Source organism: Nocardia cyriacigeorgica (assembly GCF_010868145.1).
In the GTDB taxonomy this organism is placed as follows: domain Bacteria; phylum Actinomycetota; class Actinomycetes; order Mycobacteriales; family Mycobacteriaceae; genus Nocardia; species Nocardia cyriacigeorgica_D.
The window spans coordinates 1-21,453 of the sequence record NZ_JAAGUY010000037.1; the positions used below are offsets into that span (position 1 = coordinate 1).

Genomic DNA, 21,453 nt, shown 5'->3' on the forward strand with positions numbered 1-21,453 from the left:
CCACCCCTGTCGATCCGCCCACCCGAAGACTCCCCGCTCAGCGCCCCCTCAACCCCCTCTGACGACACGATTTGGGCCCGCACCCGCCCATACGCTAAAGTTTCACCTCGGCTCGCCCAGTACGGGAAAGCCGACAGGATAGTCCCCTATAGCTCAATTGGCAGAGCAGCCGACTGTTAATCGGCAGGTTTCTGGTTCGAGTCCAGATGGGGGAGCAGGAAAAGCCCTCTACCAGCGCAAGCAGGTGGAGGGCTTTTTGCTGATCGGGGAAGTCGCCGCAAATCCGCTACTTTCCCTCTACAAACGATCCACTCCTTCCCTCGGCTGAACTGATCGAGAGTCTTCCTGGTATCCGCTGATAGGTTGCCTGCCATGTCAGCCTCCGACGTCCCTGAACCTGGCGAGAACAAGAGTCCGCCGCGCCGTACCGGCAAGCGCATGATCGGTGGCCTCGCCCTGATCCTTGTGGCGGTGGCCCTGCTGATCTGCGGGATCCAGGCGATTGTCGATCCGACCGCTGTGATCGCCGGGTCCTCGAGCTCCCCGCGCAGTCCGGATACTGACACCGAGGCGAAGATCGGCGGATTGCTGCTGTGCTTTTTCGGGATCACGGTGCTCGGCTTCGGCATCGGCCTGTTCACCAGCAAGACCTCGCCAAAGACGAGGTGACGCCAACAGCGCCACAGATAAACACGCCTGGATTCCCGTGGACGGTTGCGACACGATCGGCCGTGAAAGTTGTTGGGACACTGGACAAATGTGGACGAAGCTAGACGAACTTATGCCGGGAGAGGCTACGAATTCACCGGCAGGTTTCTGGTTCGAGTCCAGATGGGGAGCAGAAACAGCAGGTCAGGCCGATAGTAGGGCTTGGCCTGCTGTTCTTTTGGCCGATCGCCAAAAGTGCACCAAGGTTTCTGCGCCGAACTTCCATTTAGTCGAACGATAGGCGATCGTTCTTCGCGGGTTCGTGGCCCTAAACGTGGGCCTGACGCAAATCAGTTCACATCCGGCGGCCGACGGCGCGGTGCCGAAATTCGGGTCAAGTCGGTGGGTTCAGCTGGGCTGGCCCCTCGCACGAGTCGGCTGACACTTAACCGGACCGTACTGAATGAGCTCCGTGAGCGCGGGATGTCCAGGAGGGACGGCTGCGGACGGCCCCGTGTGTAGTCGGCCATGGCAGGTTTGTGCCCCACAAAACAGGGGCAACCGGAGAAATGAGGAACGCGGGCGACCTGGGAATTGACTCTGATCGACTGGTTGTAGAAGGTCAAGCTGGCCGCCGAACTGTCGGACCCGCGCGCTGCACAGATGCATGGTGCCGACGCTGTAACCAGTGGCGGATGATCCTGGCGGCCAATCGGCTTCGCGAGAACCGCGACTCCCTGTCCGCCACAGGGCGAAGCGCAGACTGAGGCTCGCAATTCGCCTTCGCCAAGGCGTTCGAACGCGAATTCGGTCTTCCGCCTTGGCAATACCGCCAAGGGCTCGAACGACCCAACCCGGTAGCCGTTGGATGCTCGCCGCGAGGAAAGCCGAGACTTCGTCCATCGAACGTCAGATGCTCGGTCGCGCCGACCCCATCCTGTCTGAAGCGACTCCTGGTTTAGCAACTGGGCACTTCGGCAAACCTGTTGTACGGAAAGTGTGCCCGAATCAGTACTCACGGTCCGTCGACACGTGTGTATCGTGTGCGCGGGTTGGTCGATACAGACGAGCGGGTGTCCATTCGCCTCATGGGGTTCGGAGGTTTGTGCACAGATGGTTCAGGATGACTCGGTTCCGCGTCCCGCGGTACTCACCCCCGGCGTGGCAACATCAGATTTCCGTCCCGTCCTGCTCGACGCATCGAGCTCGGAAGCGCTGCGTGACCTGGAAGCGCTGGCAGCGTCGAGTTCTGTCAGTGCGGTGCACGACACGATCGAAGATCAGCTCGACGAGCTGATCCGCTCCGAGGACCCCGCTGTCGCGCATTCGACGGACTCGCTGGCAGCGTGCCGTCGTCGGATCTGTGGCGAAACTCCGTTGTGGCAGTGGGGAACATGGGTGTTCTATCCCTGGAGTGGACGCTTGGTGCATGTGCTGCCGCGCGACAGTTTCCAGCGACTACGGGCCGATCGGAATCGCGACAAGATCGACCGGGCGCAGCAGCGCGATCTGCGCGAGCGGCGGATCGGCGTGGTCGGGCTGTCGGTGGGCAACAGTGCGGCCGTGACGCTGGCGATGGAAGGGGTCGGCGGATCGTTCCGCTTGGCCGACTTCGACACCCTCGGGCTGTCGAATCTGAACCGGCTGCGGGCAGGCGTCGGTGATCTCGGGATTTCCAAGACTGTGCTGGCGGCGCGTCAGATGTTCGAGATCGACCCCTATCTCGACATCGAGGTGTTCGCGGATGGGTTGACCGAGGAGTCGATCGGGCCGTTCTTCGATGGCGTGGACGGCACCCGGCCGCTGGATCTGCTGGTGGAGGAATGTGACACGGTGTGGGCGAAAGTCGCTGCCCGTGAGTACGCGCGGCACCGAGCCATCCCGGTCCTGATGGATGCCAACGACCGCGGCTTGCTGGATGTGGAGCGATTCGATCTGGAACCCCAGCGCCCGCTCTTCCACGGCCGCGCTGGGGGGTCGACCTCGTCCGATGTCGCGAAGATGGACGGGGGGGAGCTGCTGACGTTTCTGCTGGAAGTGGTCGATGGGCCGCAGCTGAGTCCGGCGATGCGGAGCGCTATCGGTGAGATCGGCCGGAGCCTGTCCAGCTGGCCTCAACTCGCCTCGGGGGTGATGCTCGGCGGGGCCTTGGTGGCGGACACGGCTCGCCGGATCCTGCTCGGCGAGCCGATCCCGTCGGGGCGCACCTATATCGATCTCGACGAGCTCATACCCGCGGGCGGGGCCACGCATTCTCCGGCATCGGTGCTGGGGATGGAGGAAGCTCGTTGACGATCGACCTGCGCAACGTGGAACTGGTCGGCGCGCGGTTGCGGTTGCGTGATCTCCGTGCCGGCGATCTTGGCGTATATCAACGAATTTTCACCGACCCGCACCTGACCAAATTTATGGGCACCGACAGCATGGATGACCAGGCGGCCGCGGAGTCGTTCGGCGCCGCGCTGCGCTGCTGCTGCGAGAGTCCGCGGCGCAAGTACACGCTGGCCATCACCGCACCGGGTGCCGACACCATGGTCGGCACCATCAGCCTGCTGGTAGAGGAATTCGGCAGCAACGCGATGATCGGCGGTCTGGTCGTGCTTCCGGAAGGGAAGCTGCGTGCGGGTGGTAGCGAGGCAGGGCGGCTCTTGATCGCATTCGCTTTCGGCCCGCTCGGGATTCACCGAGTCTGGGCTGGGCACCGGCACGACCATCCGGCGATGCACACGGTGATGTCGGGAGCGGGCTTGACCCCGGAGGCCCGGCTGCGGCAGCTGTACCGAACCCAGGGGCAGTGGCACGACGTGTGCACCTATGCCGCACTGCGGCCGGAATGGGCTGCGACGGCGACAGCTGCCGAACATCGAATCCTGGCGTTGCGGCCCAGCTCCGCAAGGGAACACGCGACAGCAGGTCGGTGAAGGCGGTGCAGAACCGTGGCAAATCGGGGCGCAGATCGTTGACAACTCGGTGAAACCCGCAGTCACGCGTGGGCTTTACCTGTCGGATTCGTTCCGGTCTGATGCGAATCGCTGGCCCATCGCCCGTGAGGGTGTTCGGGTTGTGGAGCGTTAGGCCCACCACGAGAATTGGACCGCAGTGGCGGTGGCGTGACAGCCGACCGGGCTAGCTGGCCGCATGAGGTGTCCTACAGCACCGTCGGTCGACCCGAACACGTTGATTTGCATGAGAACCTCCAGGTGAAATGGGGATCCCGTACTTGGCGGGTCCGTTCCTGCTCGCTGCCTTGTCCTACGGGTTGGCCCGCGCTGGCCGGGCGTCGAAACCCCTGATCGGATCAAGGGTTTCGGGGAACGTCAGGACTGCGACTGCGCGGTCTCGGCGAACAGTTCCAGTAGGGTGCTCCAGCCGCCGCCGCGTTCGACGATGGTGTCCTGGATGGCCTTGCCGTCGACGAGTCGGTCGAGGTGGCGGTGTTCGAGGGTGACTGTGGTCTGCTCTGGCCCTTCGGCGGTGAAGCGGACCTCGATCTCACTTGCCCGCGCGGGGTCGGGGTCGTATTCCCAGCGGCCGTTGATCTGCCAGGTCACCACGAGTCGGTGCGGTGGCTCCCAGACCAGCACCCGGCCCCAGTCGCATTCGGTGCCGTCGACACCGCGTTCGTACCAGCGGCCGCCCTCTCCGGGCTCGAGGATCGCGTCGGCCAGCTCGGCGTTGCCGATGTGATAGGCCGCGGGCCACCAGCGGCCGAAGGATTCGGTGAAGAACTCGAACGCGCGCGCAGGCGTCATCGCGACGGTCGCTTTGCCTTCCAGGGCAGGCAGTTGCCCAGTGCTGGTCATGGTCGATTCTCCTGTTCGGGGTCGGTGGCCGCCGTCTCGGCGGCCTTCTGAAAAGCGGTCAACGCCTCGTCCCAGATGTGCTGGAAGTAGGCCTGGATCGCGGCGAGGCCTTCGGGATTGATGCGGTAGATACGCCGGGTGCCGTCCGGGGTCGCCACGACGAGACCGCCCTCTTTCAGGACACGCAAATGCTGTGACACCGCCTGGCGGGTGATCGGCAGTGACTCGGCGAGCTCGCCCACTGACGAGGGGCGCCGAGCGAGACGTTCGAAGATCGCCTTGCGTGTCGGATCGCCGAGGATCGATAGGTCCACATATGTGAAAGCCTCCACTTGCGTAAGTGTGAGCTTTCAAAATCTGAGGCGCAAGACCTCGCAGCGGATACGGCGCTGCCCTGGTCGTGCGATGGTACGAACGAGGGCAGCGGCACCGGCATGCATCAGGAGGATTGTCGATGTGCTGGGGGATGGGTTTCATACATCCGGACGCCGACGATCATCGCGGTGGCGGCGCTGATGGCGGCGGCGGCCCAGACCGCGGCGTGCAGGCCTAGCAGGTCTGCGACGATGCCGCCGAGGATCGCGCCGACGGCGTAGCCGAGGTCGCGCCAGACCCGGTATACCCCGACCGCGCGCCCCCGCCACAGCGGATGCGCGACATCGCCGATCACCGCCAGCAGTGTCGGGTAGACCATCGCGGTTCCAGCGCCGAGCAAGATAGCACCGACAGCCCACCCTGCGAACCCATCGGCGGTGGCGATGATCGCCAGCGCGACGGCTTGCAGAGTCATGCCGCCGGTGATGAGGGTTTTTCGCCCCCACCGGTCCGACAGCGCGCCGGTGGCGAGTTGCCCGGCGCCCCACACGCCGGGGTAGAGCGCGAACAACAGCCCGATCTGGCCCACAGACAGGTCGGCGGTGGCGAACAGCAGCGGGAACAGCCCCCACGACAGACCGAAGTTGAGATTGTTGACCAGTCCGGCGTGGCTGGCCGAGGACAGCGCGGGCTCGGTCAGACTGGTCGCGACCACGATCTGGCGATCGGTCAGGTCGGCGTGCAGGTGATCGTGAAGGCCATCGGCTCGCGGAGTATGCGCGGCGGCTTCCATGCGTGCGTAGTCGCGGGTTTCTCGGATGAACAGGCCCGAGATCGCCAGGGCCAGCGCGGTGTAGGCCAGGCCGAGCAGGAACGGGGCCGGGCGCAGCCCGAAGTGTTCGGCGAGATATCCGGCGAGCAAGGAGCTGATCGCGACCGCGCCGTATCCGGCGGCTTCGTTGAGGCCCATGGCCAGTCCGCGCCGGTTCGGGCCGACGAGGTCGATCTTCATGACGACGGTGGTGGACCAGGTGAGGCCCTGGTTGATGCCGAGTAGCACGTTCGCGGCCACGACCCAGCCCCAGCTGGGGGCGGTGATGAGCATCAGCGGCACCGGGATCGCGAACAGCCAGCCGATCAGGAGAACGGGTTTGCGGCCGTAGCGGTCGGAGAAGGTGCCTGCGAAGTAGTTCGCGATCGCTTTCGTGATCCCGAACGCGGCGACGTAGGTGAAGATGAATGTGTAACCGGTGAGCCCGAATTCGGACTCCGCGAGCAGCGGCAGCACGGTCTGCTGCTGGCCGACCATGCCACCGACGAGAGCGTTGACCGCGACCAGCAGGGTGAACTGCGCGGCGTTCTCCCGCAAACCAAGGACCGGAGTCCGCGCGGTCGGGCGCAGGCTCATGCTCCGGCCGCCAGATCCGCGCCGAGCGCGGTGGCGTAGTTGGCCGGTGAACCCTCCAGGACCCGGATGTCGGTGCGGCCGCTGCGTTCCAGAATGCTGGCCGCTGTCATGGCACGTTCGCCGTGTCCGCACATCACCGCCACCGGTCCGGGCGGGACATCGCCGAGATGCGAGGCGAGCGCACCGAGCTCGATGTTGTATGCGGCCGGGATGTGCCCAGCGACGTACTCGCCGTGCTGGCGGATGTCGAGCACGGTCGGTGCGGGGTGTGTGGCCAACTCATGCGCGCCGAGCAGCGCCGCCTTCTCGACGGGACCGATCCAGGCAGTCATCCCGCCGTCGAGTTCGCCGGCGAGGGTGTCGAAGCCGACCTTGGCTGCTTCCCAGGCGATGTCGACTCCACCTTGGGAGTCGTCGCGGACGATGATGACAGGCTGGTTGTTGTCGGCGAGCCAGCCCAGCCAGGTCGCGAACACTGGTCGCAAGGTGATCGACAGTGCTCCCGGGATGTGGCCCGCAGCGAAATCGGCGGCCGGGCGGGCATCGACGACCTGCGCGCCGTCAGCGATCAGTTCGCTGACCTGGTCGCCGGTCAGTGGTGTCAGTGCGGGAGTGTGGCCGAGGACAGTGGGGCCACGGTGGTTGACCTCGCCGAGGCGTAGGAAGTAGTCGGGGAAACTGCCGAGCGAGGCGAGCAGCGCCTCGACGAAGGCGTCCTCGCCGTCGACCTGCAACAGCGGATTGGTCGCTCGCTCGCGGCCGATGGTGGTGGTGCGTTCGGTGCCGGTGGCCGCCGAGCAGAACGACCCCGCGCCGTGGGTGGGCCAGACCGGGGTGTCGTCGGGCAGCTCCATGAGCCGCTGCAGCGAGTGGTACTGCGCGCGGGCGAGCGGAATGGTCTGGTCGGGGCTGACCAGGTCGGTGCGCCCGGCGGTTCCGACCATCAGCGAACCGCCGGTGAACACGCCCTGGAGCTGCCGATCCGCACTGCGCAGCAGGTAGGACAGATGTTCGGGCGAGTGCCCCGGCGTCGCGAACGCTTCGAGGACGAACTCGCCGACGGCGACGGTCTCGCCGTCGGCGAGCGCGGTCACGTCGAACCCGCGAGGCCCGACTTCGGGGGCGATGACTGTGGCGCCCTCGGTGTCGGCCAGCTCCCGCACGCCGGAGATGAAGTCCGCGTGGAGGTGGGTCTCCACGGCGTAGGCGATCCTCAGGCCGCGACGCCGGGCTTCGGCCCGCACCCGGCGCACGTCGCGCTCGGGGTCGATGACCAGTGCGCGCCCGTCGCCGAGGTCGAGCAGGTAGGTCGAGTTGCCAAGCCCCTCATCGATGACAGGGATCAGGGTGAAGTCGGTGGGCATCGCGTACTCCTGGGTGGCCGTTCGTCTGCCTTCTTTATTCCAATTAACCATGGAATACCAGTAGAGAGTATTCCATGATTTTATGGAAGACAACTACCTGCGGCGATCGTCCTACTGTCGTCCGGTCGCGTACCATATTCCATAGATGATTGGAGGAGTTGTGGGTGTTGATCGCACGGCCGCGAAGGCGGCGCTGTACGAGTCGTTCGCTGCCAGCGGTAAGGCTCTCGGTAGCGGCAAACGACTCGAGCTACTGGATCTACTCGCCCAAGGCGAGCGCAGTGTGGAATCGCTCGCCGCGGCCGCCGGATTGAACCTCACAACCGCATCGGCACACTTGCAGACACTCAAGCAAGCCGGATTCGTCGTGACCCGCCGTGAAGGCGTACGCATCCACTACCGCCTCGCCGGCGAGGACGTGGCGCAACTGTTCGCGTTACTACGCAAGGTCGCCGAAGCCCACCAGTCTGCCGTGGCACCGGCCCGCGAAACCTACCTGGGTCCCGTCGACGGTCAGGAGATGACCCGCGAGGAACTGCTGGCCCGGGCCGAATTCGGAGACATCGTGATCTTGGACGTGCGCCCCGAGCCGGAGTATCGGGCAGGCCACATCCCCGCAGCGGTCAACATTCCTGTCGACCAGCTGGCCGACCGGGTCGCCGAGCTCCCTGGCGACAGCGAAATCGTCGTCTACTGCCGCGGCGAGTACTGCGTACTCGCCCACGACGCCGTGCGCCTGCTCACCGGCCACGGACGTCGGGCGATCCGGCTCCATGACGGCATGCTCGAATGGCGCCTGGCCGAACTACCCCTGGCCTTCGCGCCCGCCTGAGGGCCGTGACCTGGCGCCGAAGCGGGCATTCAGCGGCGCCGCGCCCTGCGCAGTCGGACCGCTGCGTGCATCAAACTCGGCACGCTCACTCCGGCGACGATCGCGGCCAGCGGGACCACGACATCGACCCACGGGTCACGAATCGGGCGATAGCGAGCGATTCCGTCGCGTACCTCGATGAAGCCCAGCGCCCGGACTGTAGGCGCGGGGGAGAGCCGGGAAGCCGACGGTCGTCGCAGGTTCGTGCCCTTGGCGGGGCACACAGACGATGGGAACGCGGACGACCTGCTGTTCTTGGTCGGCCGGTTGGTTATCGAAGGCGATTACCTGCTTCAATCGGGCAGCGCCGTTCTCGTGACGCCCCGCTGGCCATGAGCTTCGCAACTATCCGTCGACGACCGTGATTTTGGCCTGATCGGCATCAACCCCCGGATCAGAGGGGTTTGCTTCGGACTTCACCGTGATGCGCGACTTGTCGATGCCGTTGGCCTCGAGTTCGGCTGCGATGTTGTCACCGCGGGCCTTGGCCACGGATTTGGCGGTGGCCACATTCGAATCCTGGGCGTAGGTCGTGATTTCGATCTTGGTGTCGTTGCCCTGTAACGCTGCCGCTACCGCTTTGAGAGTGGCGGTGTCGGTCGCGCCGAGGTCGGAGCTGCCCGGGTCGAAGGCGATCGGGGCGGCGACCAAGACCTTGTTTATCGCATCCTGAACCGTTTGCTGCACGCTGTCGCGCACAGAGGTCACCGCCGAGGATGCTGTTGCGGCGATGCTGCTACGCATGGTGCTGGCCTGGACAGTCGAGGTGGTCATCGGGGCTGATGAGTCATCATCGGAGTTGCACGCTGCGGTCATCATCAGAACCGCCGCGATCGATGCGATCCCATAGACGCTGCTTTCGAGTTTCACCGGAATCTCCTGGTCTGTGAGTGTCGGAAGGGAGGGCCTTGCGGGAGCAGCTATTCGATCAGCCGGACTTTGCTCCTGGGTCACGGGGCCAGGCTGGGCGGTGTTCTCGAATACCGGCGCCGCTGCTGGCGTTCCGAGTTCCAGCGATGCCCCTGGCCACATCGCGGTGGGCGGCGCTGACCACGTCGATGTCGGTGGCGGCAGGCCGGTCAGTCCCACCTCGTCGAGATGGGTTGTCGAGCAAGACGATGGCCACCGCGTCCATCGGCAGCACGACGAGATCGCGCAGGGACACCAGACTGATCCCGACGACCCCGGCAGCCGCCGCGGTGATCGTCACGCAGGCGGTGGTGCCAGGAGAGTCGGCCCGAGGAATTCGACCGGGTCCAGCACAGTAGTTGATCCCATAGGCGAATCGTGCGCCGGCTCCAGACCTCGCGCCTCACCCAAATCGGGTGAATCCCTGTAACACGGGTGCCGTTCGTAGCTGGGCAGACGCGTGGCCTCCGTGTTGTCATACTCGGTGCGGCGGGCACATCAGAGATGGGAACGCGGGGCGCCGTGCCGTCGCCCGAAGAAGCCGACGAGCCGGTCGAGTTCGGTGACCACCAGTTGGTCGTTGGGTCGGTTGCGCCCGGTCGCCTGCGAACCGATCCAAACCAACGCCCTGATCAGGGTAGTGTTGTGAATCTCGTTGTCCCCTCGCGTGTATCAGACCGCGATGCGGCGACGACATCGAATTTGGGATGGCGGTCGCTACCTCTTGGACTCCGTGCGGGCAAGGTCGACCGCGCACCGGATTCGAACCTGCGACACCCACTTTCAAGAGAGCGTATTACGCCGGTTTTGCCTGGTACCTGATCGACAAGCCGGACCCGAACTTCGCCATTGTGACGCTAGCGGCTAACGCTTCGCGTAGTCGGCGACGCCCTGCCAGTCGAGCATTACGCAGGCCTCCTCGCCGACGACCCACGCGTCGTGGCCGGGTGGTACCACCATCAGATCGCCCGGCCCGAATTCCACCTGCTCGCCGTCGTCCATGCGTACCACCAGTCGACCGGAAAGGCAGTAGCCCATATGGGGTGCCTGGCAGCTGTCGGTCCCGGCGATCGGTTTGACGTGCAGCGACCACTTCCAGCCGGGTTCGAACACCGCCCGGCCCACCGGGCCGCTGTCGAGCTCGACGAGGTCGAGCTTTCCCTTGCCCTGCTCGAATGGTCTGGTCTCCTCGGGTGCGTCGAAGTTCTTGCGCGTGATGGTGGACATGGCGTCTCCTTGTCGTCCGTCGGTGCTGACGTGTTGTTGTCCACCTGGGGCGCGTCTTCGCGCTCGGCCCGCCACGGCAGCCAACGCACAGTTAATGGTTCGCCGGTCCGGGACTACGCGCAAGGGGTGCAACCGTCATGCGCCAGGTCGCTGACTCGCGGCTGTCGATAGCCCGCCGGAGATTGTCGCCGCGACCGAGGAACAGGTGCAGGCCAATCGCCGTCTGCTCGAGGTCCGCGAGGCGGCTGAATACCCAGCCAGATATGGTCTCGGCCCTATTAACGCACCCAACTGGCGTCTGGCCGAGTCCAAGGGACCGGCTACGCGGTTTCGCCGGCTAGTTGCCGAGTTCCGCTGCAGCTTGTTTGATCTCCTTGATCAGGCGGTCTCGTTCAGGCTTACTCACGTGTGGCCGCAGAGGCCCGAGTTGGAGCTCGTATAGGGCCCGGTTGGTGCGGTCGAACACCGGGACGCTCAGGTAGCTGATAGGTAGCGACTCGTTCTCGTCGAGCAGGCTGAACTCATACGGCGGGCCTGCCAGCTCGCCGATCACGTCGAGTGCTCTCTTGCCGAGCGAGTCGCGTTGCGGGTGTTCTGCGAGTAGGCCGATCATTTCGTCGATCAAGCGGAGAACCAGCGGATCGGTACGTCCCAGTTCGTAGACCACGACCCCGAACTCTCGAGCTTGGACGAGCACCGTTTCGAGTGATTCTCTACTTTCGGCTGGCGCCGTGTTGAGCCATGAGCGCTGTTGTGCCGCCGGGCGGTGCGCCATCACGGCTGCTCCCAAGGGTGCCCGCAGGGGTAGGCGCGTGCCAACCCGCACGGCGGTGGGTAGGTCTTGCTGTCCTCGAGCGATACCGACGTACGTCGCCTCGGTGACACCGATCAAAGCCAGCGCGACGCCACATCCCGCGCGTTCGGCCAACTGTCGCAGCGCTCGACCATCGTCGAGCGCCGGATACGCATGATGGATCGCCTCGGCCACGCCGATGAGACCCGAGCCGAGCACGTACCGGCGATCGGATTGTCTGATCACCCATCCCGCTCGCTCGAGCGAAGCCATGATCAGCGTCGTGGTCGACCGGCTGAGCTCGAGACGTTCGGCAATATCCTTGATCGAGAAGGGCTCTGACCTGCCGGCCAGCAGCTCAACGATTGCGATCACCCGATCCGTCGGCGGTGACCCACCTCGATCAGATTTCTCCGGAGCCTTGCCTTCCGTCATCAACGCCCCTAGCATTGCCGACGCCTAATATCGGTCATGATGTGACTAATATTTGTCATCTTATCAGCCTTGCGTCACTCGACGTTGGCGCGTCGCAGCCCGGGGCGGAGGCCGTGGCGTACCCCGACCCAACTACAACAGGGCCCTGGCAGAGTTCGGCCGCACGTGACTCAGCCCGGGCGATCCCTGAAAGGAAGATCATGGCGACTTACGTTCTCACCGGGGCTGCCTCCGGGCTCGGCGCGGCCACGAAGGCACGGCTGGAGGCCGATGGCCACCGCGTGATCGGCGTCGACCTGCACAACACCGACGTGAATGTGGACCTGAGCACGGCAGAGGGACGCGCCGAGGCGATCGCGAGGGTCACCGAACTGGCCGACGGCAAGATTGACGGGTTCGCCCCGTTCGCCGGCCTGGCCGCCGCCACCGGCCGCCCGGCCCGCCTGCTCATCGCCGTCAACTACTTCGGCGCGATCGAACTGCTCGAGGGATTGCGTCCGCTGCTGGCGAAAGGCGAGAGCCCTTCCGTGGTCCTCATCAGCTCGAATTCGACCACCAGCCAGCCGAACTGGCCGATCGAGCTTGCCGACGCCTGCCTAGCCGGTGACGAGGAGGGTGCGAACAAGGTCGCTGACACCTTCGGCGATCTCGCGGCCATACAGGCTTACCCGGCGACCAAGGCGGCGCTGGCGTACTACGCGCGGACCAAGTCCGCCGAGTACATCGCACAGGGTATTCGGCTCAACGCGATCGCGCCCGGCCTCATCGACACCCCGATGACCCAGGAGGGCCGCAAGGACCCGCTGATCGGGGCGGGCATGGAGCAGTTCCTTGCCACCATCCCCGCTGGCCGCGGCGGCAAGCCGGAGGAGGTCGCAGCCCTGGTTGCGTTCCTGCTCGGCCCGGAGGCGTCGTACTTCGTCGGTTCGGTCGTGTTCGTCGACGGCGGCACGGACGCCGCTTTCCGCGGCAGGGACTGGCCGAGCGTGTGGCAGATCGACATGTGACTCCGGCACCGATTTCACCCGCATCGTGTGAAGCGTAGAAGGCCGTTGGGTCTTAGCGTCCCGACGTATGAACGGACTCGTGGTCGCAGTGGTCGGTCTGCTGTTGTGCTTCTACGGCATCCGGTCGGTGCATCTGGGGATTCTGGCGATCGGGTTCGGGCTTGGGTGGATGATTGCCGATTTGTTCAACGCGACGTTCTGGTGGTTGTTGCTGGTTGCGCTGATCGGGGCTGTGTCGTCGTGGGTGGTGACGTCGCTGATCTTTCGGTTCGCGTCGTATTTCATCGGTGGGCTCACCGGTGCGATGATCGGCACGAAGCTGGCCACGGTGCTGCAACCGGGCGACAAGAACTGGGCGTTGAGCATGATCGTCGCGCTTGCGGTGTGTGTGGCGGGTGCGTTTCTCGCGGAGAAGTTCCGTGCGCGCGCTCTGCTCTGGTTGACCTCGATCGGGGGCGCGAGCATGATCCTGAGCGGCGTCGCTCGGATGGATGACTCGCTGGAGTTTCTCCGTAGTCCGGAAGCCGGCTGGCAGCAGATCACCTCGACGCTGGCCTGGGTCGGGTTGTCGGTCCTCGGCTGGATCGTCCAGCGTCATCTCTTCGCCGAGAGACTGGGGATCGAGCACCTTGCCGGAGACGGTGAAGGCGATAGCCCTGATATGCGTCAGCGCAACGGCGGCTGGCCTGCGGGGTAGTCGACTGTCGAGGCAAGATAAGCCTATGCACGTCGGCCAGGTTCCGTTGTCCGCCGCCTCTGGTTTTCCGGTGCGCGTAGTCGCTGAGCGCCTCGGCATACCGACGGCAACGCTGCGTAGCTGGAATCAGCGCTATGGCATCGGTCCTGCGCGTAGACCCGGACGGCATCGCCTCTACAGTGCGGCCGATATCGCGCAGGTGGAGCAGATGCTGGCGTTGGTTCGGGCTGGTTCGAGTCCGGCGAGTGCCGCGGCGTCCATCGTGACGATGCGGGCGGTCCCGGAGCGGGGCGACTGGGAGCGGTTGCTGACCGCGGCTTTCGAGCTCGACACCACTGCCGTGTTCGATCTGCTCGGTGCGCACCTGGACACCTACGGTGTCATCGATACGTGGGATCTGATGTGTCGTCCCACCTTCGCCGAGGTCATCGCGCGCCAGGTGAGTGGTGAGGGCTGCGTCGATGTCGAGCATCTGCTGTCGTGGTCGATCACGGCCGCGCTGCACAACTACGCTCCGCCGGCCGCCATCGCCGATCCGCGCTCGACCCTGCTGGCATGCACGAGCGGTGAGACTCACGTATTGGCACTGGAAGCCCTGCGTGCCGCACTCGCCGAGCGGCGCGTACGGGTCCGCATGCTGGGCGCGAATGTTCCCACCGCGGCGATCGCCGACACGCTGGCGCGTCCCGATGGCCCTGCCACCGTTGTGCTGTGGTCCCAGCAGGAGTCGACCGCCTTGCTGTCGGCGATACGCGCCGCTGAAGTGGCCGGTGCGCGAGTGCTGGTCGGTGGACCCGGCTGGGAGTCGGCCATCCTGCCGCCGGCCACGATCACTCTTTCCGGGCTCGCGGACGCCGTGAACCGCATAGTCGATGACGAAGGACGCTGAGCGCGCGCAGGTCGTGGCTGCTGGCCGTCGGGAAATAAATCGACGCGTAAACGATGCATTCTTCAATGATTAGTGCCACAATCAGGGGGTGGGCACAGATCACGTGGCTTTCTCGCGATGGCCTGGCGATACCCGCGCAACCGCGGTAAGTTCGACGCGCCTCGCGCCCTGGATGACGTCTTCATCTGCGTATATGGCGGCGCGGAGTGAGTCGACTCGACCTTCGGCCGCCGTGCTTGGACCCGCGAACGCTGTGCGCGTCCAGCGCGGTCCGATGCTCGGTCGATGTGCGGTAGTGCATCGTATTCGCATCGAACAATCTCAATTCTGGCCGGCTACCTGTGGTGATCAACAATGATCCGCACCGTATTGGAAGCTGCGGGTATTCACGGTTGTGAGGGGCCTGTCAGAGCTGTCGTGAACTCAGCGATTCAGCTGCCACGTCCAACGAACGAGAGGTGGAGGAAATGAGGAGCAACGCACGAATGACAGTGGCAGCAGTTGGCGTGGGGGCATTGGCATTGTTCGGCGTAGCCGCGTGTACGACGGATGACTCATCATCCGACTCGGCGGATAGAACAACGATGCCGCAGATGACGACCGAAACGATGTCACCGACGACGACCGATGCGGCCCAGGCGAACCTCGTTGGTCCGGGCTGTACGGAATACGCCGAGCAAGTTCCCACCGGCCCTGGGTCGATCGAAGGCATGTCCGAAGAACCGGTCGCGGTAGCGGCATCGAACAATCCGATGCTGACCAACCTCACCGCCGCCGTGTCGGGCCAACTGAATCCAGAAGTCAACCTGGTCGACACGCTCAACGGTGGTGAGTTCACCGTTTTCGCGCCCGTGGACGATGCCTTCGCGAAGGTCGATCCGGCCACCATAGAGAGTCTGAAAACCGATTCGGCAACACTGGAAACGATTCTCACCTATCACGTAGTGCCAGGTCGGATCGCGCCGGACGCCCTCACGGGTACGCAGACGACGGTGCAGGGTGGCACGGTGTCCGTCACCGGGTCCGGTGACAGTCTGCAGGTCAACGGCGCTGCCGTCATTTGCGGTGGTATCGGTACCGCGAATGCGACGGTCTATCTGATCGATTCCATCCTCATTCCGCAGTGAGAATCCCGCGCTGAGTTCCCGTCGGCACTGTCTGCGAATGCTCTGGCAGGTTCGTCGCGTCATCGGCCTTCCATCGGGCGGCTGGGCCACCAGATGCGATCACCGATCGTGGCGAACAGTGCCGGGATGATGATGGTGCGCACGAGGAAGGTGTCGAGCAGGATACCCAGCCCCACGACGATGCCCAGTTGGGTAAGGGTGATCAGAGGGAGGACACCGAGTACACAGAACACGGCCGCGAGGACGAGCCCCGCGCTGGTGATCACTGTTCCGGTGGTAGAGACGGCTCGCACGATCGCGTGTGTTGTGCCGTTCTCCGGTGTTTCCTCGCGAGCGCGGACGACGAGGAAGATCGAGTAGTCGACGCCGAGGGCCACGAGGAACAGGAAGGCGAACAGCGGGACGTTGGTATCGATGGCGGGGAATCCGAACAGGTGGATGCTGACCCAGCTGCCGATGCCAAGGGCGGCAAAAGCGCTCAACACAGTCACCGCGACCAGTACCAGGGCCGCTGGAATCGCCCGCAGCACAACGACCAGGATGAGCAGGACAACGACCAGAATCAGCGGGATGATCACCGCGCGGTCCCGCTGGGCGGCGTCGCGGGTATCGAGTGCCTCGGCATCGCTACCGCCGACCATTGCCTGAGCATCGGGCACCTCGGCCAAGCCCTCGCGCATCAGGGCGATCTGTTCGAACGCGCGCTCGGACGCAGGTGCGCTGTCGATCACCACATCCCACCGCGTCATGCCGGAATCCGATGTTCCGGTCCGGTTGACGCGCTGCACGCCGGGCGATTCGACAAGCACCTGATCAACCTGCGTTGCCGCCGTCGATTGCGCCACAACCACCACTGGGTCCGCGGTGCCGGCGGGGTAGTGCTCAGCCAATGTTTCGAAGCCGGCTACCGATTCGGCCTGCACCCGGAACTGCTCGGTCTGTGATAGCCCGACGTCGACAGTGAACAGGCCGGCCGCGCAGACCACTAGACCTGCGATGGCGCTCGTCGCGACGATGATCCGCCGTTCGATTACCCACGTCGCGATGGTGTGCCAGATCCCCGACTCGATCCGGTCGGGGCCTCCGACGTGTGGAACAAAGGGCCAGAACACTTTTCGCCCACACGCAGCCAGTGCGGCAGGCAAGCCGAACAATACGAACACCACGACGACCAGCAGCCCCGCTGCCGCCGACGCGCCAAGGCTGCGGGTGCTCGGCACCGAGGCAAGCAGCAGGGTCAGCAACGCGAAAACAACCGTGAGATTGCTGGCGAGGATCGCAGGTCCGGCGCGGCGGCACGCCAGTCGCAGCGCCTGCCGATGGTCGGGCAGGCGGTATAACTCGTCGCGGTAGCGTGACACCAGCAGCAGCGCGTAGTTGGTGCCTGCGCCGAATACCAGAACGCTGGTGATCCCCGATGTGGAACCGTCGAAGCTGAGGTCGGTTACTGCCGCCAATCCGGTGCCCACACTGGTCGCCACCCGATCGGCCACTCCGACGATCAGCAGCGGCAGCAGCCACAGCACCGGCGACCGGTACGTGGCGATCAGCAAGATCGCGACAACCGCCGCGGTGACTGCCAACAATGCCGCGTTCGCACCCGAGAACGAATCGGCGATGTCCGCGCCGAACGCCGGCCCGCCGGTGACCTGGGCATCCACGCTAGCGGGCAGGCCGCTCACTGTGCTCGCGCGGATACGGTCGATCTCATCGGTGAGGGCGAACCCGCTCAATCGCGCGGGAACCGTAACGGTCCCTACTGCCGCGGCTCCGTCCGGCGCAGGAGACAGCCGCACGCTGTCTGGAGCCGTGCCCCCGGCCCGCGCGACCGCCGCACGTGCCGCAGCCCGGTCGGCCTCGGTCAGCGTCGTCCCGTCGGCGCGGGTGAAGACAATCACCGCCGCCGCGGAACCGGCGTCAGGAAACTGCGCCAACGACTGGGCGATCTGCGCGGACTGCGCTCCATCCGGTAACGATCTCGGTGCTTCGCCGGCCGATTCGTTCTCCCCGATCGCCCCGATCAGACCTATCGCGCCGATGGCCAAGACGACCAGTAGCCACCACGACCTTCGCGAACTGACCAGCGAGGCATACCGATTCCAGAGATTCACCTCGATATCCCTCCCACGCCTCCCGCGCAGAAGGAGGTCATTCATGCGAGTGTTGCCCCAGCCCGATCCCATCAGTGTGAATCGCGCTGTCGCAGCGTACGAAACTCTGCGGCCGCGTGCTCATGATCAACGATCCGAGCGGGGTAGCCGGTAGTCGCATCCTGGGTCAATCGCCAAGGTTGGTGAATGTCGCTACCGCGCAGACGAGCGAGTTCGGGAACCCAACGGCGGACATAGTCGCCCTCGGGGTCGTAGCGGTCGGCCTGCCGAATCGGATTGAGGATCCGATTCGGTCTGGTATCGGCACCGGTTCCTGCCATCCATTGCCAATTCAACTGGTTATTCGCGACATCGCCGTCAGCCAGCAGGCCCATGAAATGCTTGGCGCCCGCGCGCCAGTCCACATACAGGGTTTTGGTCAAGAAGGAGGCCGTAATCAGTCGTGCCCTGTTGTGCATCCAGCCCTGTGCGGCCAGCTGGCGCATTCCGGCATCGACGATCGGGTAACCGGTCCGTCCCGCTCGCCATGCGGCCAGCAATGCGTCGTCGTCACTCCACCGGTCGTTGCGGCTTCGATAGTCGCTGTGGGCGGCACTCGGACGCGCGGCCAGCATCTGGTGATGAAAGTCGCGCCACGCCAACTGGCGTACGAATGCCGCGCCGCCGGGCGAGGACGAATCGCTACGGTGGACAAGTTCGACGGCTGACAGGCATCCGAAATGCAGGTATGGCGACAAGCGCGATGTCGCATCGGCTGCGAGATCATCATGGAGGTCGGAGTAGGCCGCAATCCCGTCACGAAACCAATTCCGTGCGGCACGCCGTCCTGCCGACTCGCCTCCTGGTGCCAGCTCGGGAGATACCTCGCCGACTCTCAGCTCGGCCGCCGTCGGCACTCGGTCGGTGCCAACACCATCCGGCAGATGTATTCGCCGCGGCGCGGGCAGCGGGGCCCGCATCCCCATGGACGACCAGCGGCGAAAATACGGAGTGAACACCGCGAAATGGTCAGTGCCCCCACTGGGGAGGAGATGTCCTGGCGCAGCGACGGTAGTACCGCTGTCGTGAACCCGCAGTCGACAACCCAACTGGGTCAGCCGGGCGCGCAGCCGATCCTCACGCCGACGGCTGTAGCCGCTGACGTCCGCGGCCACGTGCACCTCATCGACCGAGTACTGACGAACCAGTTGACACACCTCGCGAACCGTATCGCCGCCGCGCAGGAGCAAGCACCCGCCCAAACGGCGGAGCTGATCATCCAGATCGGCCAGGGTCGCTGCCAAGAAAGTCGCCTTGTTCGGGCTCAGATAGTCTGATGCGCAGATGGTCTCGTCCACCACGAATACCGGCAACACTTCCGCCGACCGTGCGGCGGCTGTCAGAGCCGGATTATCGCGGACCCGCAAGTCTCGTGTGAACAACGCGATCGCTACCGCCAAGAGCCAGCACCCCTGTCCTTGTTCAGCATGGTGTTCCCTACTGTGCCCTCGGGTGGCGGTCGGTCTGCCGCTCGGCGGCCCCGATGATATTTCGGACCATCCCGCCGAACACGATGTGGTGAAACGGTGTGACCATCTTCCAGTACAAGTGTCCGGCCAACCCGCGTGGCTGGAAGACCGCACGCTGCCAATAGCGAGCTCCCGCACTAGTTTCGGAATCGACACCGAGTTCGAGCCAGGCCAGCCCCGGGAGCTTCATCTCGGCGCGAAGCCGTAGCAGGCGTGGGCGATCGATATGCTCGACGCGCCACCAATCCAGCGCCTCACCCTCGTGCAGACGGTGCGGATGCTTCCGGCCGCGGCGCAGGCCGACCCCGCCGCTGACACGGTCGATCCAGCCGCGCAGTGACCACGCCAGCGGAAACGAGTACCAGCCGTTCTCGCCTCCGATCGATTCGATGACGGTCCAGAGGGTGTGCGGACCGACGTCGGTGCGTTGTTCTCGGACGTCTTCGTAGAGCGAACCACCCGACCATTCCGGATCACTGGGCAGTGGGTCCGACGGAGCGCCCGCGGTATCGGCATCGGACCAGCGGGTGGGAACCTGGGCGTTACGGATCCGGGTCAAAGCGAGCTCGACGGCGCGTTCATAGCGGGTGAGTCCGCCATCCGGTGGGGGGATGTAGTAGCCGATGTCGTGATCGTGGCAAACAACCTCGTGCACAAGTGATTCGATCAGCGGAATGGCAAGCGCGCGGGGGACCGGTGTGACCACATTGACCCATTGCGCGGACAGCCAGGGGGTCAGTACCGGAACGGGAAGCACCATCCGACGTGGTAGCCCGGCGACCGCAGCGTACTTCCGCATCATCGTCAGATACGTGAGGACGTCCGGCCCGCCGATATCGAAGGCTCGGTTGACGTCGAGGGGGAGGTCGACCGCGCGCACGAGATAGTAGAGAACGTCACGGACCGCGATGGGCTGGATTCGGTTGTGCACCCATCGCGGCGTGACCATGGCGGGCAATCGTTCGGACAGATAGCGCAGCATCTCGAAACTGGCCGAGCCGGAGCCGATGATGACCGCCGCGCGCAGTTCCGCGGTCGGGACACCGGAGGTGCGAAAGATTGCTCCGACCTCGGCACGTGATGCCAGATGCCGCGACAACGTGACATCCTCGGGGACGATTCCGCCCAGGTAGATCAGGCGCCGCGCTCCGGCTGACCGCGCTGCGGACGCGACGATCCTGGCGGCACACTGATCTATGTCGGTGAAATTACGCTGGGTCAAGGAGTGGACCAGGTAGTAGACCACCTCCTGGTCCGCGACCGCGGCCCCGATGTCGTCGGCCGACATGACATCGCCACGCATCACCTCGACGCGGTTCTGCCACGGCACTTCCGCCAGCTTCGCGGGCGTCCGGGCGACAACTCGGACCTGGTGGCCGGCCCGGACCAATTCCGGCACCAACCGTCCGCCGATATAGCCGGTCGCTCCGAAAACCACACACCTCATTGTCGATCACCGTTCCTGTTCGAAACTGCGATGAGAGCGCTGGTGCGCACCGCCGGTCGTGACCATCCCGCACTACGGGTTCGCTCAGCCACCGGGATGCCTACGCTCCGGGTCGAGATTATCGCATCGTTTATGCATCATTCTAGAGTAGAATGTGACGGAGTTCGGTTCGAATGATTCTGCGGCCTGGTGGGTGCGCGATCGCCCGGTCGGCCGCCCGGTCTGTAAGGAGTCGCGGTGGGATCAGGTGGTGCGGGCGGGCGAAGGCTGCTGACGATGGCTCGGGTGGCGGCCGCTACTGTGCTCGCGTGTGCGGTGAGCGCCGGGACGGTGGCTGCGGCGCCTACTGCGGGTTGGCAGCCGTTGATGCCGGTTGCGGCATTGGACGTGCAACGCTATCTCGGGACGTGGAACCAAGTCGCGGCGGTTCCGCAGCCCTTCAACCTCGAATGCGCCCGCGACACGGTCGCGAACTACCAGCTGATCGACGCGAACAATGTCCGTGTCGAAAACAGTTGTGTTACCTGGTCGGGCGGCACGAACCGCATTGTCGGCAACGCGCGAGTGGTCGATCCGGTCAGTCGGGCACAGCTGCATGTCAGCTTTCCTCGTGTCCCGTTTCAGGATTCCCTCGACGGTCCGCCCAATTATGTCGTGACGTTTGTTGCCGACGACTATTCCTGGGCGGTCTTGGGCGATCCGTTGCGATTGTCCGGATTCGTGCTGTCTCGATCGACGGCCGTCGATGCGGCGCGGTGGCGTGAGATTCGAGCGGTGGTTGCCGACCGCGGTTACGACCCCTGCGTTCTGCTCACCTCGCCGACCGTGGGTGGCGCGGCTGATATTCGCCCGCTCTGCACGGTGTAGGCGGATGGGAGTTCGCGGCCGAGATGG

At 64.9% G+C, this 21,453-nt stretch carries 21 protein-coding genes and 1 tRNA gene; 10 read left to right on the forward strand and 12 right to left on the reverse strand.

Annotated features, from left to right (window positions below; genetic code table 11):
- The first annotated feature begins 142 nt into the window (after positions 1-142).
- The 4 genes from GV792_RS26695 (at position 143) to GV792_RS26710 (ending at position 3,569) form a co-directional block, all read left to right on the forward strand.
- A tRNA-Asn gene (locus GV792_RS26695) sits at positions 143-215 on the forward strand.
- A 157-nt stretch (positions 216-372) separates the two neighbouring features.
- A complete protein-coding gene (locus GV792_RS26700; RefSeq protein WP_163827692.1) occupies positions 373-669 on the forward strand; it encodes a hypothetical protein in 297 nt (98 codons plus the stop codon).
- Positions 670-1,761: 1,092 nt separating this feature from the next.
- Complete coding sequence (locus tag GV792_RS26705; protein ID WP_175584842.1) at positions 1,762-2,940, forward strand: ThiF family adenylyltransferase; 1,179 nt, start codon at positions 1,762-1,764, stop codon at positions 2,938-2,940.
- Positions 2,937-3,569 (forward strand): GNAT family N-acetyltransferase, encoded by a 633-nt coding sequence (locus GV792_RS26710; RefSeq protein WP_163827694.1) that lies wholly within the window; start codon positions 2,937-2,939, stop codon positions 3,567-3,569. Before GV792_RS26705 ends, GV792_RS26710 begins: the two co-directional genes overlap by 4 nt.
- 396 nt (positions 3,570-3,965) lie before the next feature.
- On the opposite strand, the gene GV792_RS26715 is transcribed toward GV792_RS26710, so the two are convergent.
- The 4 genes from GV792_RS26715 to GV792_RS26730 form a co-directional block, all read right to left on the reverse strand.
- Positions 3,966-4,451, reverse strand: a complete 486-nt coding sequence (locus tag GV792_RS26715; protein WP_163827696.1) for an SRPBCC family protein — start codon at positions 4,449-4,451, stop codon at positions 3,966-3,968.
- On the reverse strand, positions 4,448-4,783 hold the full coding sequence (locus GV792_RS26720; RefSeq protein ID WP_163827698.1) for an ArsR/SmtB family transcription factor: 336 nt from the start codon (positions 4,781-4,783) through the stop codon (positions 4,448-4,450). Before GV792_RS26720 ends, GV792_RS26715 begins: the two co-directional genes overlap by 4 nt.
- A 107-nt stretch (positions 4,784-4,890) precedes the next feature.
- On the reverse strand, positions 4,891-6,174 hold the full coding sequence (locus GV792_RS26725; protein WP_163827700.1) for an MFS transporter: 1,284 nt from the start codon (positions 6,172-6,174) through the stop codon (positions 4,891-4,893).
- A complete protein-coding gene (locus tag GV792_RS26730; RefSeq protein WP_163827702.1) occupies positions 6,171-7,538 on the reverse strand; it encodes an MBL fold metallo-hydrolase in 1,368 nt (455 codons plus the stop codon). Before GV792_RS26730 ends, GV792_RS26725 begins: the two co-directional genes overlap by 4 nt.
- 160 nt (positions 7,539-7,698) lie before the next feature.
- Here GV792_RS26730 and GV792_RS26735 point away from each other — a divergent pair, with 160 nt between their 5' ends.
- Entirely contained in the window at positions 7,699-8,370 is a 672-nt protein-coding gene (locus tag GV792_RS26735) for an ArsR/SmtB family transcription factor (protein WP_375154476.1), read from the forward strand.
- A gap of 384 nt (positions 8,371-8,754) precedes the next feature.
- Here the strand turns inward: GV792_RS26735 and GV792_RS30175 are convergent, their stop codons facing one another.
- From GV792_RS30175 to GV792_RS26755, 5 genes are all read right to left on the reverse strand, one after another.
- The gene (locus GV792_RS30175) at positions 8,755-9,279 is read right to left on the reverse strand and encodes an OmpA family protein (protein WP_163827706.1); all 525 of its coding nucleotides are present in this window, start codon (positions 9,277-9,279) and stop codon (positions 8,755-8,757) included.
- A gap of 58 nt (positions 9,280-9,337) precedes the next feature.
- Positions 9,338-9,619, reverse strand: coding sequence for a hypothetical protein (locus GV792_RS26745; RefSeq protein WP_163827708.1), 282 nt, complete (start codon positions 9,617-9,619; stop codon positions 9,338-9,340).
- 197 nt (positions 9,620-9,816) lie between these two features.
- Positions 9,817-9,942, reverse strand: a complete 126-nt coding sequence (locus GV792_RS29940; protein ID WP_256671671.1) for a hypothetical protein — start codon at positions 9,940-9,942, stop codon at positions 9,817-9,819.
- 240 nt (positions 9,943-10,182) lie between these two features.
- Positions 10,183-10,545 (reverse strand): cupin domain-containing protein, encoded by a 363-nt coding sequence (locus tag GV792_RS26750; protein ID WP_163827710.1) that lies wholly within the window; start codon positions 10,543-10,545, stop codon positions 10,183-10,185.
- Between the two features lie 337 nt (positions 10,546-10,882).
- Positions 10,883-11,713 carry a helix-turn-helix domain-containing protein gene (locus tag GV792_RS26755; protein WP_163827712.1) on the reverse strand — a complete coding sequence of 277 codons (831 nt, stop codon included), beginning with the start codon at positions 11,711-11,713 and terminating at the stop codon, positions 10,883-10,885.
- A gap of 260 nt (positions 11,714-11,973) precedes the next feature.
- Between GV792_RS26755 and GV792_RS26760 the strand changes: the two genes are divergently transcribed.
- The 4 genes from GV792_RS26760 (at position 11,974) to GV792_RS26775 (ending at position 15,493) form a co-directional block, all read left to right on the forward strand.
- On the forward strand, positions 11,974-12,780 hold the full coding sequence (locus tag GV792_RS26760; protein ID WP_163827714.1) for an SDR family oxidoreductase: 807 nt from the start codon (positions 11,974-11,976) through the stop codon (positions 12,778-12,780).
- A 67-nt stretch (positions 12,781-12,847) separates the two neighbouring features.
- On the forward strand, positions 12,848-13,477 hold the full coding sequence (locus tag GV792_RS26765) for a TMEM198/TM7SF3 family protein (RefSeq protein ID WP_163827716.1): 630 nt from the start codon (positions 12,848-12,850) through the stop codon (positions 13,475-13,477).
- A 70-nt stretch (positions 13,478-13,547) separates the two neighbouring features.
- Positions 13,548-14,366 (forward strand): MerR family transcriptional regulator, encoded by an 819-nt coding sequence (locus GV792_RS26770; RefSeq protein ID WP_309139157.1) that lies wholly within the window; start codon positions 13,548-13,550, stop codon positions 14,364-14,366.
- A 467-nt stretch (positions 14,367-14,833) separates the two neighbouring features.
- A complete protein-coding gene (locus GV792_RS26775) occupies positions 14,834-15,493 on the forward strand; it encodes a fasciclin domain-containing protein (RefSeq protein WP_163827720.1) in 660 nt (219 codons plus the stop codon).
- Between the two features lie 59 nt (positions 15,494-15,552).
- Here GV792_RS26775 and GV792_RS26780 read toward each other — a convergent pair whose 3' ends face one another.
- From GV792_RS26780 to GV792_RS26790, 3 genes are read right to left on the reverse strand one after another with little or no spacing between them, the layout of a single operon-like run.
- Positions 15,553-17,649: an MMPL family transporter gene (locus GV792_RS26780; RefSeq protein ID WP_175583163.1), complete on the reverse strand. Its 2,097-nt coding sequence runs from the start codon at positions 17,647-17,649 to the stop codon at positions 15,553-15,555.
- Between the two features lie 26 nt (positions 17,650-17,675).
- Entirely contained in the window at positions 17,676-19,043 is a 1,368-nt protein-coding gene (locus GV792_RS26785) for a cryptochrome/photolyase family protein (protein ID WP_163827722.1), read from the reverse strand.
- A gap of 37 nt (positions 19,044-19,080) precedes the next feature.
- Complete coding sequence (locus GV792_RS26790; RefSeq protein WP_163827724.1) at positions 19,081-20,559, reverse strand: SDR family oxidoreductase; 1,479 nt, start codon at positions 20,557-20,559, stop codon at positions 19,081-19,083.
- A 276-nt stretch (positions 20,560-20,835) separates the two neighbouring features.
- On the opposite strand from GV792_RS26790, the gene GV792_RS26795 reads away from it, so the two are divergent.
- Positions 20,836-21,426 carry a lipocalin family protein gene (locus tag GV792_RS26795; RefSeq protein ID WP_163827755.1) on the forward strand — a complete coding sequence of 197 codons (591 nt, stop codon included), beginning with the start codon at positions 20,836-20,838 and terminating at the stop codon, positions 21,424-21,426.
- The last annotated feature ends 27 nt before the right edge of the window (positions 21,427-21,453 follow it).

Bases quoted from the DNA above. Each gene is read 5' to 3' on its own strand.
- GV792_RS26700 (WP_163827692.1), top strand. From the start codon at position 373: ATGTCAGCCTCCGACGTCCCTGAACCTGGCGAGAACAAGAGTCCGCCG.
- GV792_RS26705 (WP_175584842.1), top strand. From the start codon at position 1,762: ATGGTTCAGGATGACTCGGTTCCGCGTCCCGCGGTACTCACCCCCGGC.
- GV792_RS26715 (WP_163827696.1), bottom strand. From the start codon at position 4,451: ATGACCAGCACTGGGCAACTGCCTGCCCTGGAAGGCAAAGCGACCGTC.
- GV792_RS26725 (WP_163827700.1), bottom strand. From the start codon at position 6,174: ATGAGCCTGCGCCCGACCGCGCGGACTCCGGTCCTTGGTTTGCGGGAG.
- GV792_RS26730 (WP_163827702.1), bottom strand. From the start codon at position 7,538: ATGCCCACCGACTTCACCCTGATCCCTGTCATCGATGAGGGGCTTGGC.
- GV792_RS26750 (WP_163827710.1), bottom strand. From the start codon at position 10,545: ATGTCCACCATCACGCGCAAGAACTTCGACGCACCCGAGGAGACCAGA.
- GV792_RS26760 (WP_163827714.1), top strand. From the start codon at position 11,974: ATGGCGACTTACGTTCTCACCGGGGCTGCCTCCGGGCTCGGCGCGGCC.
- GV792_RS26765 (WP_163827716.1), top strand. From the start codon at position 12,848: ATGAACGGACTCGTGGTCGCAGTGGTCGGTCTGCTGTTGTGCTTCTAC.
- GV792_RS26775 (WP_163827720.1), top strand. From the start codon at position 14,834: ATGAGGAGCAACGCACGAATGACAGTGGCAGCAGTTGGCGTGGGGGCA.
- GV792_RS26780 (WP_175583163.1), bottom strand. From the start codon at position 17,649: ATGAATGACCTCCTTCTGCGCGGGAGGCGTGGGAGGGATATCGAGGTG.
- GV792_RS26790 (WP_163827724.1), bottom strand. From the start codon at position 20,559: ATGAGGTGTGTGGTTTTCGGAGCGACCGGCTATATCGGCGGACGGTTG.
- GV792_RS26795 (WP_163827755.1), top strand. From the start codon at position 20,836: ATGGCTCGGGTGGCGGCCGCTACTGTGCTCGCGTGTGCGGTGAGCGCC.